The following is a 15,704-nucleotide window of genomic DNA, read 5'->3' on the forward strand; positions in this document are numbered from 1 at the left end:
ATTCCCCCTATTCTTGGCTGGCAGCAATTTTTTCTGTATATGTTGCCGCTTGCTCAGGAGTCATTTTTGCCAAAATTTCAGCAAGCTGCTTTTTGCTCAGTCCATTCAATATTTTCAGCGCTTCTTTTTCCTTTAATTGGGCAATGATTTTAGCAGCCTTTCCGCTGTCCATGCTTTTATAAACACTGATGACTTTATCATCAGAAGCTTTATCAGAACTTGATGAACCTTCTGTGTTATCCTTCGATGTCTTTTGTTGGTCGTCTTCCGCTGTTTTTTCAAGAGAACGAATCTTTTGATTCAGCCTGTCTATTTCAGATTTGCTTGTATCCAAATCTTTATTCAATATACTGATCTCACTTTTTTGATCCTTAATGGTTTTTTCCAGAGCCGCCGTATTACTGTTATTCTTAGCTGCTGATGATGTATCTTTTTTATCTTCGGACTCAGGAACCAATTCTTTAAGAACTGGCGTTTTGGCTGCAGCTTCCTGTATCGGCTTTAAGACATTGACACCAGCCGCCCAGAGAACAATCCCCCCTGCTATAAGCAGAAATATCAGCGGAAGGATAATGATCAGCAAAACCGATCGGAACTTACCTGATTCTTTCTTTTTGCCGGACATTACATTCGCTCCTAATGGCCTTGAATCATAAACTGCTTGATCGAAATATCGTCCATTTCTTTCATCTCTGCAGCTTTGTCTTCAAGAGCAAACATTTTAAACTGTTTTTCACGCATCTTTTCAAACTTCTTCACTTCAATATTTTTTTCTGTTAACACTTCTTGCTTTTGGTTCATTTGATTCCTTTTCATAATGACGAGCTTTTGGTAGTGATAAATGGTGTTTTCAAGATTTGAGACAAATTGCTGATAATGCCTCATCTCTTGAACGCTCATCCCGCTTTTCAGTTTGTTTTCTTTATTTTGCTCAAGCAATTCCTTTTTGCTCATATTCTCATATAGTTTCTCCGCTACAGTTTCAAATTCAGAAACTGATTGCTGATACTCAGACAAAGACTGGTCTTTTTCGTTCTCTTTTAGTTCCAGCAGCTTTTGGAATCTAAATTGATAGGCCACGTTCTATTCCTCATTTCCTGTCAAACTAGTTAATGCAGCAATACTTTCTTCCAATGATGCTGATTCTTCTGTTCCCTGCTTCAGAAATTGAATAAGCTGCGGATAAAATTGTATTGCCTCATCAATTTCTCTTGAGGACCCTCTTTTGTAAGCTCCAATATTAATGAGATCTTCAGAATTTTGATACGTTGATAAAAGTTCACGGAATTTATTCGCTGCGTCTAAGTGCTGTTTTGTCGAGATGTTTGACATCACCCTGCTGATGCTTTTTAACACATTGACGGCAGGAAACTGGCCTTTATTAGCAAGAGCCCTGTCTAACACAATGTGTCCGTCTAAGATTCCGCGAACAGTATCAGCAATAGGCTCATTCATGTCATCGCCGTCGACTAACACTGTATAAAACGCTGTGATTGTTCCGTGTTCATTTGCACCTGTTCTTTCTAGTAAACGAGGTAAAATAGCGAACACAGAGGGTGTATATCCTTTTGTCGTCGGGGGCTCTCCAGCGGCAAGTCCGATCTCCCTCTGAGCCATCGCCACCCTTGTGACAGAATCCATCATAAACATGACATTTTGCCCTTTATCACGAAAGTACTCAGCAATGGCTGTCGCCGTATATGCGGCTTTCAACCTCGTTAATGCAGGCTGGTCTGAGGTAGCAACAACTACAATTGACCGCTTCAGACCCTCTGCTCCCAAGTCTTTTTCAATAAACTCCCGAACCTCTCGACCGCGTTCTCCGACGAGTGCAATTACGTTCAAATCAGCTTCGGTCTGTTTAGCGATCATTCCCATTAACGTGCTTTTTCCGACGCCGCTTCCTGCGAAAATACCAATCCGCTGGCCTTTTCCGACAGTCAGCAGACTGTCAATAGACCTGACGCCGACACCCATTTTTTCACGGATAGGCGGGCGTTTCATTGGGTTAGGAGGTGATTGCTCCGTCGATACAGGTGAAAGTCCTTTCGGCAAAAGTTTTCCGTCGAGCGGTTCGCCAAACGCATCAATGACTTGTCCGATCAGACCGGCTCCTACCTTTACACGAAGAGATTCACCAGTGGCTTCAACAATGCTCCCAGGGGCAATGCTAGCGGCCTCTAAATAGGGCATTAACAAAATATTTTCTTCCTGAAAGCCAACAACTTCAGCTTTGATGACTTTACCTGATTGACCTTTTGCATAAATCAGGCACAGGTCGCCAATTGAGCTTGCCGGCCCCTTTGATTCGATCATCAGGCCGATCACCCGTTTTACTTTTCCATAACGCTTATACGAGTCTGTCATTTCTATGCAATCTATCAGACTCTGTGTCTTCATTGATCCGCACCCGCTTCCAGTGCTGTAAGGAGCTTATGCTTCAGTTGCACCAGCTGGGTATCAACGCTTGCATCCACTCTTCCAAAAGGAGTTTCTATATAGCATGATCCTTTTTCAGCTTTTTCATCGGCGTATAAACCTAGCCGGCATTCTTTGTAAAGAAGCTGCTGGATTTCGTCTTTATGCTGAAAAACTGTTTCATAGTAATAAGGGTCCACATATATTGATATATCGTCATATTCCTTTACTTCGTTTACCACCTGTTTCACAAGCAGGATAAAGGCCTCTTTATCATCAGATTTTTGCTGCCATACTTTTTTAGCTAACGCAACGGCAAGCTCAACGATTTCTCCGGAGGCATCTTCAAGCTTATCCTCTACAGCTTTTCTGGACATCTCTGTTATGCTGTTTGCCTGATTGAGCAGCTCAGCATACTGTTGCAAGGCTTCAGCTCTCCCTAATGCCACACCTTGTTCGAAACCTTCTGTTTTCGATTCTTCAATAAGCTGCTGTTTTTCAGCCGCCCAATCATTTTTTTCCTGCTCAATTTGACGGCGGATATCTTCCATTTGGCTGTTCGCTTGCTCGGAAATCCGATCAGCTTCTTCTTTGATCCGAGCCATTAACGCTTCCGGATTTTCTTCAGTCTGTAAAAGATGTGAATGATCGATCCGAACCTCTTGTAAAGAAAGCTTTCTTCTTTCCTGCTGTGGGGAAAAAGATGATTCTTGTTTAATGATATTAGACAATAATATCGTCTCCTCCGCCTCTTGCTATTACAATTTCACCGGCTTCTTCAAGCTTTCTGACGATGCTTACAATTCTTGATTGAGCCTCTTCTACATCCTTCAAACGTACAGGGCCCATAAATTCCATTTCTTCTTTGAATGTTTCAACCATACGCTGTGACATATTGTTGAATACAATTTCTTTGACTTCCTCGCTTGCCACCTTTAATGAAAGGAGCAGATCGTCGTTTTCAACATCACGTATAACCCGCTGAATGGCTCGGTTATCAAGGGTAACAATATCCTCAAAGACAAACATACGCTTCTTGATTTCTTCAGCAAGATCAGGATCCTGGATTTCCAAGGAATCCAATATCGTCTTTTCTGTTCCTCTGTCTACACCGTTTAACACTTCAACAACAGCCTCGATTCCGCCGGTTTGTGTATAATCCTGAGTAAATGCGGAGGATAATTTCTGTTCCAGAATCCGTTCTACTTCATTAATAATTTCAGGTGACGTTCTGTCCATTACCGCAATCCTTCTTGCGACTTCTGCCTGTACCTCAGGATTCAGCTCGGATAAAATTTGTCCGGCCTGCACAGGATCAAGGTAAGACAAGATTAAAGCCATCGTTTGCGGATGCTCTTGTTGGATAAAATTTAAAATTTGTTCAGGCTCTGCTTTTCTGGCAAAATCAAATGGTTTAACTTGCAGAGAAGAAGTCAGCCTGTTTAGTATGTTTTCAGCCTTATCTTCTCCCAGCGCCTTCTCAAGAACTTGTCTGGCATAGCTTAAACCGCCCTGAGAAATATAATCTTGGGCAATCGCTATATTATGAAATTCCTCTATAATTTCATCCTTTTTTTGATGATCGACACTTCTAACTCCTGATATTTCAAGGGTAAGCCTTTCAATTTCTTCATCGGTTAAATGCTTATATACAGAAGCTGACACATCTAAACCTAAGGAAATCATGAGAATGGCTGCTTTTTGTTTTCCTGTAAGCTTGTCTTGATCACGTCTCGCCATTTCTAATCCCTCCTAATCCTCGGCCAGCCAGCTTCTCAGCAGTTTTGCAAAGTCTTCAGGCTTATCTTTCGCCATCTTTTCAAGCTGTTTTCGTCTGACTGTTTCCTCTGTTTCATTTTCCTCTTCATTAATATCAGGCAAATTGATCGGCTCCTGAGGCACTTCGTACGTGTATTCCTCAAATTCATCCTCTTGAGCGCGTTTCTTTCTGATAAACATAATGATCAGAATGATGATAACTGCGATCAATACGCCCCCTACGATATATACCCACATTGGGATACCGGAGGATTTTTCCGTATCAGTATCAAGACTTACTTTTCCGTCAAAAGGCTGAACGGAGACAACAATTTTATTATTGATATCTTCATCAGAAAGGTTCTGGTTCTGTGTTTCATCCTTATCCAATGATGTTCTGACAACAGTTGAAAGGATTTTTTGTATATCATCCTGTCTTTCAGTTGATAGCGACGCTGTGTTTTTGGCATCAGGCGGCTCTACCATTACCTGAATCCCTAAATCCCTTACCTTATAAGGGCTTTCAGCTATTTCTTTATGGATTCGGTTAACCTCGTAATTGATTTTATTACTGCTTTTTTCGTAGTTCCCACTTTCGGTATTTTCGCCGTCAGCCTGATAGTTTGTTACATCTTCATCACCGGTTCCGGCAGTTCCGCCATTAGCTGCGCCGTCTCCCTGATATGTTTCCGATACTTTTTCAGCACTGACCGCGATGCCTTCCATGTTTTCTTTGTCAACAGGCTCGACGATGTCTTCTGTGCGATTTTCTTTTGTAAAGTCAATATCAGCCGTGACAGAAACAACAACTTTGTCCTGCCCCATCATCGTTCCGAGCAATGACTGAACATGCTTTTGAATGTCTTTTTCAACTTGGGATTTAACTCCCTGCTGCGAAGAATAACTATCAGCGTAGGACCCTGAACCGCTGTCTGTTTTGTCATAGTATGTAGAGTTCTGGTCCATGATGACGATGTTATCTTCTTTTAAATTCGGCACACTTTTTGATACCAGATGATATAATCCGTTGACCTGGCTTTGGTCCAGAGTGTATCCAGGCTGAGTCTGCAGGACGATTGAAGCAGATGCTGCTGATTGCTCTTCACCGACAAAGACAGCGTCTTTCGGAAGGTTAATCATTACTTTTGAATTTTTGATACCGTCCATTTCATTAATCAGATTGGATAGTTCCGTTTGTGTGGCTTTGACTTTCACCATATCAAATTCATTATCTGTTAAACCAAAGCCGGCGTTCTGTCCAAAAAATGAGTAATCAATTGATCCGGTTTTAGGAAGCCCTTCTGCCGCCAGCTGAACTTTCAGTGAATCAACCTGATCTTCCGGAACCTTAATGACCGTACCGCCATTTGAAAGTTCGCTAGGCACTTTTTTTGCATCCAATTCCTCTTTGATCTGTCCGGCTTCTTCAGCTGACAAATCTTTGTACAGCGGCGCCATTTTCTGATTAGAAGAAAAAATACTGATAATAATGGCAAGAATGATAATTGCCGCTAAAGCACTCATCATTAAAACCTTTTGTAATTTAGATCTGTTTTTCCAAAACTCACTCGTTTTGTTTTTCATTTGCATTAGAGTACGATTCATGTTAACCCCCGGTCATTCCACTCTTTCTCTTTCTCGTCAGACCCCCTACATTTGCATTCTCATAATCTCCTGGTATGCTTCCACAGCTTTGTTGCGGAACTCAGTTGCAGCAGTCAGAGAAATGCTTGCTTTTTGAGCGGCGATCATGACCTCATCAAGATTCACATCTTTTCCTGCAGCCAAGGCATTAGTCATATTGTCAGAAGCTACTTGGGACTCATTTAACGAACTTATAGAGTTTTTTAAAAGCTCCGAAAAGCTTGTTTGATTTGAAGAGTCTGTTTTTTGGCTATTGTTTAATTGATTTGTTGCATTTTGAGTGTTTTGAGTATTTTGAACCTGAAAAGGAGAAATTGCATTGATCACATTCATCACCTTACTTTCCGATTTCTAGAGCCTTCATCAGCATTCCCTTTGAGGCATTCATCGCTGTGACATTGGCCTCATATGATCTCGTACTGCTGACAAGGTCTACCATTTCTTTTAATGGATCAACATTCGGCTTTTGCACATATCCTTCATCGTTTGCATCAGGGTCAGTCGGATCATAGACCAGATTAAAATCAGAGTTATCTTCAGTGATTTTTGTAACCTTTACCCCATTTCCGACATTGCCGCTTCCGCTCATTTTAGAATTCAAAATCGACGAGAACGATTCACCTTTTGACTGAAGCGAAACCATTTTCCTTCTGTAAGGCACCCACTCACCGTTTACCTGCTTGGCTCTTGTCGTATCCATATTCGCCAAGTTAGACGATACAGCATCCATTCTGAGGCGCTGAGCTGTTAAAGCTGATGCTGAAACATTTAAGCTTTGAAAAGCTGTCATTATTTTCCTCCTGTTAGCACGGTCTTCAGAGAATTGAATTTGCCGTTCATTCTTTCAACTAAAGCTTGATAGTTAATCTGATTTTCAGCTAGTTCTGTCATCTCTTTGTCAACGTCAACGTTATTTCCGTTTTGCTGATAAGATGTATCTCCGCTCGTTACAATTGAATAATTTGAATCAGAATCAGAAAAATCAACATGCCGATAGTCTGTTTTTATAGATTCGAGACGAGAGGATTCTTGATCTAATAAATTTTGGAAAGAGACTTTTTTTGCCTTATAGTTCGGTGTATCTATATTAGCAATATTATTAGTTATGACTTTTTGCTTAATATTCGCTCTGCCCAAGGCATTTTCAAGATTTTGTATCGTTCCAGAAAATAAGCTCAAATCCACTTACCTCCATTTCAGTTTTTTTCACCCTCAATATCCTTGTCGAGATTTGTAAAACCATATGCTTATTGTAAGAAATAACAGGCATAAAGTCTATGAAGTTCGTGTAAAAAAATGTCCTCATATATATCTATTTTACAACTAGGTACATAGTCCTAGATTATTTGAACTATGTTTTTTACATTTATATAAGGCTGAAAATAGCTTAATTTCTGTATTTTCCCCATTTATTTCGTCATTTTTCTGTTTTTATGAAGAAAATAATAAACTTTATTAAAATTATTACAAAGAAAGACTTTTCGCCCAGGAAATAAAGCTTATTGATTTCCTTTATTTGAATGAAAAAAAGAACCCCTTAAAAAGGGGTCTTTTTTATTAATGGGATTTCAGATTTTCTAATTCAATGAGGAATTTGTTGTTGAGCACTTTGATATAAGTACCCTTCATTCCTAATGATCTTGACTCAATTACACCGGCGCTTTCAAGCTTTCTGAGTGCGTTAACAATAACTGAGCGGGTAATGCCGACACGGTCTGCAATCTTACTTGCAACAAGGAGACCTTCGTTTCCGTCAAGCTCTTCAAAGATGTGTTCAATTGCTTCAAGCTCACTATAAGAAAGAGAGCTGATTGCCATTTGTACGACTGCTTTGCTTCTTGCTTCTTCTTCAATTTCTTCTGCTTTTTCTCTCAGAATTTCCATTCCGACAACTGTAGCGCCGTATTCAGCAAGAATTAAATCATCATCATTAAATTGATCCTGTAGACGTGAAAGAATGAGTGTACCTAATCTTTCTCCGCCTCCGATGATCGGCACAATTGTTGTTAAACCAGCTTGGAACAAGTCTCTGTTTTCAACAGGGAAAGCAGTATACTCACTGTTGATATCCAGGTTAGAAGATGTTTCAGGGATGTTGAACAGATTCTTCGTATATTCCTCTGGGAATTGACGATCCTCAAGCATTTTTTTCATACGGTCATTTTCAATTTGCTGGTTGATAGAGTAGCCGAGAAGTTTTCCTCTGCGGCTTACAACGAAAATATTGGAATCAATTACATCCCGAAGCGTTTCCGCCATTTCTTTAAAGTTAACCGGTTTCCCTGCCGCAGCTTGCAGCATGGAGTTAATAATTCTTGTTTTTTGTAATAAAGCCATGATAAATGATCCTCCTAAACATTCCTCTTATTAAATTTTCACAATATAAATTGACTTAAATCTTTGTTTTTAGCTATCGTTCCGAGTTTTTCTTCCACATACTGCGGTGTAATCGTTATTTTCTCCATTGTTACATCCGGAGCTTCAAAAGAGAGATCTTCTAACAGACGTTCGAGTATTGTATGAAGGCGTCTCGCACCGATATTATCTGTTTCCTGGTTCACATGATAGGCGACTTCAGCAATCTTATGAATAGCTTCGTCAGAAAATTCAAGAGATATACCCTCTGTCTGCAATAATGCCTGATATTGTTTCAAGAGCGCGTTATCGGGTTCAACCAAAATTCTCACGAAATCGTCAACCGTCAGTTTGCTCAGTTCTACACGAATTGGAAAACGCCCTTGCAGTTCAGGAATCAGATCAGACGGTTTGGCCATATGAAATGCTCCCGCTGCAATAAACAATACATGGTCTGTTTTAACTGAACCGTATTTAGTGACAACGGTAGAACCCTCAACGATTGGGAGAATATCACGCTGAACACCTTCTCTTGATACATCAGCTGAAGATGACGCGCCACCGTTTTTTGCAATTTTATCAATCTCGTCGATAAAGATAATTCCGCTCTCTTCTGCCCGATGGACAGCTTCCTGGCTGACTTCATCCATATCGATGAGTTTGCTTGCCTCTTCATTCGTCAGGACTTTTCTGGCTTCTCTGACTGTCATTTTACGGCGTTTCTTTTTCTTTGGCATCAATCCGCTCAGTGCATCCTGCATATTCATGCCCATCTGCTCCATACCCGAGCCCTGCAGCATGTCAAACATAGAAGGCTGCTGCTCTTCAACTTCTACAGTAACATAGTGGTCTTCGAGCTCTCCTAATGCCAGCTGATGAGCCATGCGTTTTCTTTTTTCTTCAATGTTTGCTTCTTCCTGGCTTTCCGTTTCGTCCTCGCCGTTTGGCTGGCTGCCGCCGAAAAACATTTCAAACGGGTTTTTAACGCCTGATTGTTTTTTCTTCCCTGGAACTAACAGGCGAACAATGCGTTTGTTTGCATTTTCTTCTGCCTGCTCCTTCACTTCGTTGATTTTTTCTTCCTTTATAAGACGAACAGAAGTTTCCACAAGGTCTCTGACCATTGATTCAACGTCTCTGCCTACATAGCCGACTTCTGTAAATTTTGTTGCTTCAATTTTGATAAATGGCGCACCTGAAAGCTTAGCGATTCGTCTGGCAATTTCAGTTTTCCCTACCCCGGTAGGCCCCATCATTAAAATGTTTTTCGGAACGACCTCGTCTTTCAGCTTTTCATCCAGGAGACTTCTTCTATAGCGGTTTCTTAATGCCACGGCGACAGCTTTTTTAGCGTTTTGCTGACCGACAATGTATTGGTCTAACCGATCTACAATCTGTCTTGGTGTTAACGGTTTTTTTTCCATGCGCCTCAAGTCCTTTCTATTCAAGCTCTTCCAGTATGATTTGATCGTTCGTGTATACACAAATTTCGCCCGCTGTTTCCAGCGCAGCTCTAGCAATCTCACTTGCAGTCATGCTCTCCCCGGCATGCTTTTTCAGCGCTCTTCCGGCTGCCAAAGCGTAATTGCCGCCTGATCCAATAGCCAGAATGCCGTCATCCGGCTCGATAACCTCACCAGTTCCCGATACGAGAAGCAAAGTATCTTGATTCATAACGATCAGCATGGCTTCAAGCTTTCTAAGCACTTTGTCGCTTCGCCATTCCTTTGCAAGCTCAACAGCAGCCCGTTTTAAGTTGCCATTATATTCTTCAAGTTTCGCTTCGAACTTTTCGAATAGAGTGAAAGCGTCTGCAACAGATCCCGCAAATCCTGCGAGAACCTTGCCGTTAAACAGTTTTCTTACTTTTCTCGCAGTATGTTTCATGACAACAGCCTGACCAAATGTAACTTGACCGTCTCCGGACATTGCGCTTCGTCCCTTATGCTGTACTGCAAAGATTGTGGTCGCATGAAAAGATGACATAAAGGGCCTCCTTTAATTTTTCTTAAAAGCTCTTGGATGGTGAGACATATATGTGTTTCTCAACATTTCCTTCGAAACGTGCGTGTATATCTGTGTCGAAGACAGATTGGAATGCCCGAGCAGTTCTTGAACGCTCCTCAAATCTGCTCCTTCGTTTAATAGATGAGTGGCGAACGTATGTCGAAGCATATGCGGATGGATATGTAAAGTGCCGGACGCTTTTTTGACAAGCCCGCTTAAAATGTGCCTAATGCCTCGGGCTGTAAGCGGTCCGCCTCTTTGATTCACGAATAATAGATCATGAGGTTCTTTTGCTTTTTTCAGCAAGCACTGTCTTCCGCTATTCATATATAAATTCAACGCTTCGCGGGCGTAAGACCCAAAAGGGATATATCGCTGCTTCTTGCCTTTCCCGTGAACAAGCACTGTATCCATAAATAAATCAAGATCATGAACACTTATGGAAGAGCATTCACTGACCCTCATTCCGGTGGCATAGAGAAGCTCTAATAGCGCTTGATCCCTCATGCCGGTCGGCTGGCTTATATCTGAAACTTCAAACAGTTCCTCAAGCTCTTTTTGATATAGAAACTTCGGTATCCGTTTCTCTTGTTTCGGCAGATGAACAAGCTGGAACGGATTATCATCAACAAGCTTTTCTCGCATCAGAAATTTGTAAAAGCTTCTCAATGCAGAAATTTTTTTGCTGATTGTTCTTCTTGATAAACCCTTTTCATAGGCTTCCGTCAAAAAAATCCTAGTATCTTGATATGCAACTTCTTCAAATCCATTTATACCTTGAACGCGCAGGAAAGTCTCGAATTCTTCAATTGAATCCACATAATTCACAATAGTATATTGTGAATAATTTTTTTCAATTTGTAAATATTCAACGAATAACTTTACGAAATTCTTAACATTTTCCATGCCAAATACCTCCCCAGGAAGGGCTTTTAAATGGTATCACAAATCGCGATCAAGTTGCAATCAATACCTATATTGTTTTCGAAATTGTTTGAATTGTCTCGATCGCCCGATTTGCGTACTGTTCATTACGCTCTTTTTTATTTTTAATTTTAACAGGCAAATCTTTCAAAAGCCCAAAGTTTGCATTCATCGGCTGGAAGTTCTTCTGGTTTGTTGTTGTAATATAGTGAGCCATACTGCCTATTGCTGTTTCCTGAGGAAAAGTGACAAGCTCTTCTCCTAAAACAAGTTTAGCCGCATTAATACCTGCTACAAGCCCAGAAGCAGCCGATTCCACATATCCTTCTACTCCCGTCATTTGTCCTGCGAAGAACAAATCGTTCCGTTTTTTAAATTGGTAAGTCGGTTTTAACAAGCTTGGAGAATTAATGAATGTATTTCTGTGCATGACACCGTATCTGACGATTTCCACATTTTCAAGTCCGGGAATCAATTTGAGAACTTCCTTTTGGTCTCCCCATTTTAAATGAGTTTGGAATCCTACAATATTATAGAGAGTTCCCGCCGCATCATCCTGTCTGAGCTGAACGACTGCATATGGACGTTTTCCGGTAACAGGATGCTCTAATCCCACTGGCTTCATCGGTCCGAAAAGCATTGTTTTCTTTCCTCGTTTTGCCATTACTTCAATCGGCATGCAGCCCTCAAAGAAAATCTCTTTTTCAAACTCTTTTAACGGCACAGTTTCCGCTGATGTCAAAGCTTCATGAAAACGGTCAAACTCTTCTTCTGTCATCGGGCAGTTTAGATAAGCCGCTTCTCCCTTGTCATAACGGGATTTCAAATACACTTTATCCATATCAAGGCTGTCTTTCTCTACGATAGGCGCTGCTGCATCATAGAAGTATAAATAGTCCTCTCCAGTAAGCTCTTTTAACTGTGCAGACAATGATTCTGAAGTTAACGGACCAGTTGCGATAATCGTTGGCCCTTCAGGTATTTCTGTTACTTCCTCATTAACGACGGTAACGTTGGGATGGTTTTTCACCCGGTTTGTCACACTTGCCGCAAATTCATGCCGGTCTACAGCGAGTGCGCCGCCGGCAGGCACTGAGCATTCGTCAGCCGCAGCAATAATTGCTGAATCAAGCGCACGCATTTCTTCTTTTAGTACACCTACAGCGTTAGCAAGTGTATTGGAGCGTAAAGAGTTGCTGCATACCAGTTCTGCAAATTTATCAGTATGATGGGCAGGCGTCTGTTTGACTGGGCGCATTTCATATAATCTGACTTGAATCCCCCGTTTGGCAAGCTGCCACGCCGCTTCACTGCCTGCGAGTCCGGCTCCGATTACATTCACTGTTTGTTGGTTCATCTTTCACATCTCCTAGTTTATTATTCATTGTCTTCTTTTAACACACAAAGAAGGTGAGCAAGACCCTGCTCACCGCTACTTCTGTGGTTCTTCCTTATAATCGCATTCCACGCATTGGACTTGTATGCCTTTTTTGAGTTTTTTCTCAACAAGCATTTTTCCGCATTTCGGACATTTTCGTTCAATTGGTTTGTCCCAGGAAACGAATTCACAGTCCGGATAACGGTCACAGCCGTAAAAAACCCGTTTCTTTTTCGATTTTCGCTCAACAATATTTCCTTCTCCGCAGCTCGGACACTTCACACCGATTTGTTTAACAATCGGCTTTGTATTTCGGCAATCGGGGAAATTGGAGCAAGCTAAGAATTTACCGTATCGGCCCATTTTATATACCATAGGAGAACTGCATAATTCACAATCTTCTCCGGCATATTCTGGTTCAATTTCAACTTCCTTCATTTCTGATTCGGCTTTTTTCACGCGCTTTTCAAAATCGGTATAGAAGTTATCAATAATCTGTACCCATTCTATATTGCCTTCCTCAACATTATCAAGGTCTTTTTCCATTTTTGCCGTAAACTCAACGTTAATGATTTCAGGGAAAAATTCCATAATCAGCTCAAGCACGATCTGCCCTAATTCTGTGGGAACAAACCGTTTATTATCCAGACCAACATACCCGCGCCGCTGAATCGTATCAAGCGTCGGAGCATAAGTGGAAGGACGGCCGATCCCGAGTTCTTCAAGCGTTTTAACCAAACGGGCCTCAGTATAACGCGGAGGCGGCTGGGTAAAATGCTGTTCCGGTTCTATGTCCTTAGATAAAACAGTGTCTCCCTCTTGCAAGTCAGGCAGCATCCGGTCTTTTTCTTCCAATTGATCGTCTTTGCCTTCAACATACACTTTCATAAACCCGGAAAACTTGACTTTACTTCCGTTTGCACGAAAAGTCAAACCGTTGTTTGTCAAATCAACACTCATTGTATCTAAAACAGCAGATGCCATTTGGCTGGCAACAAAGCGCTCCCAAATTAATTTATACAGTCTCAGCTGATCTCTGCCAAGGACTGCTTTTAATTCACTTGGTTTTCTGAGAACCGACGTCGGACGGATCGCTTCGTGGGCATCCTGAGCATTTTCATTCTTTTTAGCGGGCTTTCTTTTGCCGCCTAAGTACTCTTTTCCGTACGTTTGATCAATAAACGCTGCCGCTTCATCAACTGCTGTATTGGAAATGCGTGTTGAATCCGTTCTCATATATGTGATCAGACCGACAGTTCCTTCTTTTCCAAGATCAATTCCTTCATATAATTGCTGCGCAATCATCATCGTTTTCTTCGCTCTGAAATTGAGCTTACGCGCTGCTTCCTGCTGAAGGGTGGAAGTTGTAAATGGCAAGGCCGGATTACGTTTACGTTCCTTTTTAGTTACTTTTTCAACTGTATACTTATTGCCTTTGAGCTGAGAAAGTATGTCCTTTACATCCGCTTCACTCTTTAAAGGAAGTTTTTTGCCGTTTTTACCGAAAAAGCCCGCTTCAAACGTCTCCTGCCCTTTTAAGAACGTGCCGTCTATTGTCCAATACTCCTCTGGCTTAAAGTCGTTAATTTCCTTTTCACGATCAATAATTAACCGGAGGGCAACAGATTGAACACGGCCAGCGCTGAGTCCTTTTTTGACTTTTTTCCAAAGGATTGGGCTGATTTTATATCCGACGAGCCTGTCTAATATACGTCTCGCCTGCTGTGCATCCACCAAATCCATATTGATCATGCGGGGATGCTTAAATGATTCTTTAATTGCATCTTTCGTAATTTCGTTAAACACAACACGGCAGTCTGAATGAAGATCCAAATCAAGGCTGTGGGCCAAGTGCCATGCAATCGCTTCCCCTTCTCTGTCGGGGTCGGCTGCGAGATACACTTTTTTAGCTTTTTTGGCAGCCGTTTTCAGCTCTTTTAATACCGGACCTTTACCTCGAATGGTTATATATTTCGGTTCGAAATTTTGTTCTATGTCAACTCCCATTTGACTTTTTGGAAGATCCCGGACATGTCCCATTGATGCTTTCACTTTATATTTTTTACCTAAGTAACGTTCAATCGTTTTCGCCTTAGCGGGCGATTCCACGATGACTAGATAATCAGACATTTTCATCCCCCTCAAGAGGTGTTCTCTCTCTTCAAGTATTTCAAATTTTTTTTGTATTTGCAGCTGTCTTTATTTGGCTTTCAACATTTCATTCTTTATGATGAACGTCATTATTTAAATAGAAAACAATATGCAACTTTAAATCCTCACTATTATTAAATATTACAATGCTGTTTGTCAAACGATAATTCAAAAGGGTTCCGTATATTGAACGTTTTTCTCAGGAAGCTCTGCATAAATATCCTCTGCTGACCATATGGCTTTAGCCCCCTCTTGAATCAATTTTATAGGACCTCCGGCGTAAGGATCAAATACAGAACCGGGTACGGCAAATACTTCTCTCCCTTGTTCCAGCGCTTGGTATGCGGTAATCAAAGAACCGCTTTTTTCTTTGCCCTGCACAACAATAATGCCCTCACTTAACCCGCTGATGATACGGTTTCTCATAGGGAAATGCCATTTTTGGGGTGTGGTTTCAGGTGGATGCTCTGACAGAAGAAGATGGTGTTTAGCCATGTGTTCTGCTAATTGAAGATTTTCTCGAGGATAAATGTTCTGAAATCCGCCTGCGATGACTCCGATTGTCCGCCCCTTCGCCTTAATACTTGCAGCATGGGACAATCCGTCAATCCCAGACGCCAGCCCGCTGACAATCACCCACTTTTTCTGGCAAAGCTCTATTGTAAGATGATTGACAACCCGGATTCCATAGGCTGTCGGATGTCTCGTACCTACAATTCCTATTTTTCTCCCTTGAGAAAGAAGGGATATATCACCTTTTGCAAACAGCACGGGAGGCGGATCATAAATGGTTTTCAGCCAGAATGGATATTGATCTGAGGATATTGGGATGACTTTAATGCCTTGCTGATGATATACAGAGAGTAAATGCTGAAGCTTTGGATATTGTTCTTCTATTTTATTTTTTAGTGCCGCAGCTCTTACTTTGCCGCGTGAAGCTGTTTCTAATGCACATGAAGGATTTGACAGTGACATTGACGGATCAGCTTTCCACCATTTTAATAGAAGAGACGGGGATAGTAATTGGTTGATTCTGCAAGTGATTAAACAGGCAGCGGCCTGATCCAAT

Annotated in this window: 16 protein-coding genes; all 16 read right to left on the reverse strand. The window is 41.4% G+C overall.

Going from position 1 to position 15,704, the window contains the following annotated elements:
* Positions 1–7: 7 nt before the first annotated feature.
* Positions 8–625, reverse strand: a complete 618-nt coding sequence (locus tag M1D69_RS12270) for a MotE family protein (protein ID WP_458105937.1) — start codon at positions 623–625, stop codon at positions 8–10.
* Between the two features lie 11 nt (positions 626–636).
* A complete protein-coding gene (gene fliJ / locus M1D69_RS12275; protein WP_010334249.1) occupies positions 637–1,080 on the reverse strand; it encodes a flagellar export protein FliJ in 444 nt (147 codons plus the stop codon).
* 3 nt (positions 1,081–1,083) lie between these two features.
* Positions 1,084–2,400 (reverse strand): flagellar protein export ATPase FliI, encoded by a 1,317-nt coding sequence (gene fliI, locus M1D69_RS12280; RefSeq protein WP_095713837.1) that lies wholly within the window; start codon positions 2,398–2,400, stop codon positions 1,084–1,086.
* Positions 2,397–3,149: a flagellar assembly protein FliH gene (fliH, locus tag M1D69_RS12285; protein ID WP_458105936.1), complete on the reverse strand. Its 753-nt coding sequence runs from the start codon at positions 3,147–3,149 to the stop codon at positions 2,397–2,399. The genes fliI and fliH overlap by 4 nt, the downstream gene beginning before the upstream one ends.
* Positions 3,142–4,158, reverse strand: coding sequence for a flagellar motor switch protein FliG (gene fliG, locus M1D69_RS12290; RefSeq protein ID WP_003231981.1), 1,017 nt, complete (start codon positions 4,156–4,158; stop codon positions 3,142–3,144). The genes fliH and fliG overlap by 8 nt, the downstream gene beginning before the upstream one ends.
* A 12-nt stretch (positions 4,159–4,170) precedes the next feature.
* Entirely contained in the window at positions 4,171–5,781 is a 1,611-nt protein-coding gene (gene fliF / locus M1D69_RS12295; protein WP_458105935.1) for a flagellar basal-body MS-ring/collar protein FliF, read from the reverse strand.
* Positions 5,782–5,826: 45 nt separating this feature from the next.
* Complete coding sequence (gene fliE, locus M1D69_RS12300; RefSeq protein ID WP_024121395.1) at positions 5,827–6,147, reverse strand: flagellar hook-basal body complex protein FliE; 321 nt, start codon at positions 6,145–6,147, stop codon at positions 5,827–5,829.
* A 10-nt stretch (positions 6,148–6,157) separates the two neighbouring features.
* The gene (gene flgC / locus M1D69_RS12305) at positions 6,158–6,610 is read right to left on the reverse strand and encodes a flagellar basal body rod protein FlgC (protein ID WP_458105934.1); all 453 of its coding nucleotides are present in this window, start codon (positions 6,608–6,610) and stop codon (positions 6,158–6,160) included.
* Complete coding sequence (flgB, locus tag M1D69_RS12310) at positions 6,610–6,999, reverse strand: flagellar basal body rod protein FlgB (RefSeq protein WP_458105933.1); 390 nt, start codon at positions 6,997–6,999, stop codon at positions 6,610–6,612. The genes flgC and flgB overlap by 1 nt, the downstream gene beginning before the upstream one ends.
* 378 nt (positions 7,000–7,377) lie before the next feature.
* Positions 7,378–8,157: a GTP-sensing pleiotropic transcriptional regulator CodY gene (codY, locus tag M1D69_RS12315; RefSeq protein ID WP_174228131.1), complete on the reverse strand. Its 780-nt coding sequence runs from the start codon at positions 8,155–8,157 to the stop codon at positions 7,378–7,380.
* 38 nt (positions 8,158–8,195) lie between these two features.
* The gene (gene hslU, locus M1D69_RS12320) at positions 8,196–9,599 is read right to left on the reverse strand and encodes an HslU--HslV peptidase ATPase subunit (protein WP_044155901.1); all 1,404 of its coding nucleotides are present in this window, start codon (positions 9,597–9,599) and stop codon (positions 8,196–8,198) included.
* Positions 9,600–9,615: 16 nt separating this feature from the next.
* A complete protein-coding gene (clpQ, locus tag M1D69_RS12325) occupies positions 9,616–10,161 on the reverse strand; it encodes an ATP-dependent protease subunit ClpQ (protein WP_014663962.1) in 546 nt (181 codons plus the stop codon).
* A 12-nt stretch (positions 10,162–10,173) separates the two neighbouring features.
* A complete protein-coding gene (gene xerC / locus M1D69_RS12330; protein WP_458105932.1) occupies positions 10,174–11,088 on the reverse strand; it encodes a tyrosine recombinase XerC in 915 nt (304 codons plus the stop codon).
* Positions 11,089–11,155: 67 nt separating this feature from the next.
* Positions 11,156–12,463 (reverse strand): FADH(2)-oxidizing methylenetetrahydrofolate--tRNA-(uracil(54)-C(5))-methyltransferase TrmFO, encoded by a 1,308-nt coding sequence (trmFO, locus tag M1D69_RS12335; protein WP_024121391.1) that lies wholly within the window; start codon positions 12,461–12,463, stop codon positions 11,156–11,158.
* Positions 12,464–12,538: 75 nt separating this feature from the next.
* A complete protein-coding gene (topA, locus tag M1D69_RS12340) occupies positions 12,539–14,614 on the reverse strand; it encodes a type I DNA topoisomerase (RefSeq protein ID WP_044155905.1) in 2,076 nt (691 codons plus the stop codon).
* Positions 14,615–14,803: 189 nt separating this feature from the next.
* The gene (gene dprA / locus M1D69_RS12345) at positions 14,804–15,703 is read right to left on the reverse strand and encodes a DNA-processing protein DprA (RefSeq protein ID WP_458105931.1); all 900 of its coding nucleotides are present in this window, start codon (positions 15,701–15,703) and stop codon (positions 14,804–14,806) included.
* Position 15,704: the final 1 nt, after the last annotated feature.

This window comes from Bacillus sp. PK3-037, assembly GCF_054161355.1.

What these genes read in the sequence shown, in the direction of transcription:
- trmFO (WP_024121391.1), bottom strand. Translation starts at nt 12,463, where the DNA reads ATGAACCAACAAACAGTGAATGTAATCGGAGCCGGACTCGCAGGCAGT.
- codY (WP_174228131.1), bottom strand. Translation starts at nt 8,157, where the DNA reads ATGGCTTTATTACAAAAAACAAGAATTATTAACTCCATGCTGCAAGCT.
- flgC (WP_458105934.1), bottom strand. Translation starts at nt 6,610, where the DNA reads ATGACAGCTTTTCAAAGCTTAAATGTTTCAGCATCAGCTTTAACAGCT.
- M1D69_RS12270 (WP_458105937.1), bottom strand. Translation starts at nt 625, where the DNA reads ATGTCCGGCAAAAAGAAAGAATCAGGTAAGTTCCGATCGGTTTTGCTG.
- topA (WP_044155905.1), bottom strand. Translation starts at nt 14,614, where the DNA reads ATGTCTGATTATCTAGTCATCGTGGAATCGCCCGCTAAGGCGAAAACG.
- fliI (WP_095713837.1), bottom strand. Translation starts at nt 2,400, where the DNA reads ATGAAGACACAGAGTCTGATAGATTGCATAGAAATGACAGACTCGTAT.
- hslU (WP_044155901.1), bottom strand. Translation starts at nt 9,599, where the DNA reads ATGGAAAAAAAACCGTTAACACCAAGACAGATTGTAGATCGGTTAGAC.
- clpQ (WP_014663962.1), bottom strand. Translation starts at nt 10,161, where the DNA reads ATGTCATCTTTTCATGCGACCACAATCTTTGCAGTACAGCATAAGGGA.
- fliG (WP_003231981.1), bottom strand. Translation starts at nt 4,158, where the DNA reads ATGGCGAGACGTGATCAAGACAAGCTTACAGGAAAACAAAAAGCAGCC.
- xerC (WP_458105932.1), bottom strand. Translation starts at nt 11,088, where the DNA reads ATGGAAAATGTTAAGAATTTCGTAAAGTTATTCGTTGAATATTTACAA.
- fliF (WP_458105935.1), bottom strand. Translation starts at nt 5,781, where the DNA reads ATGAATCGTACTCTAATGCAAATGAAAAACAAAACGAGTGAGTTTTGG.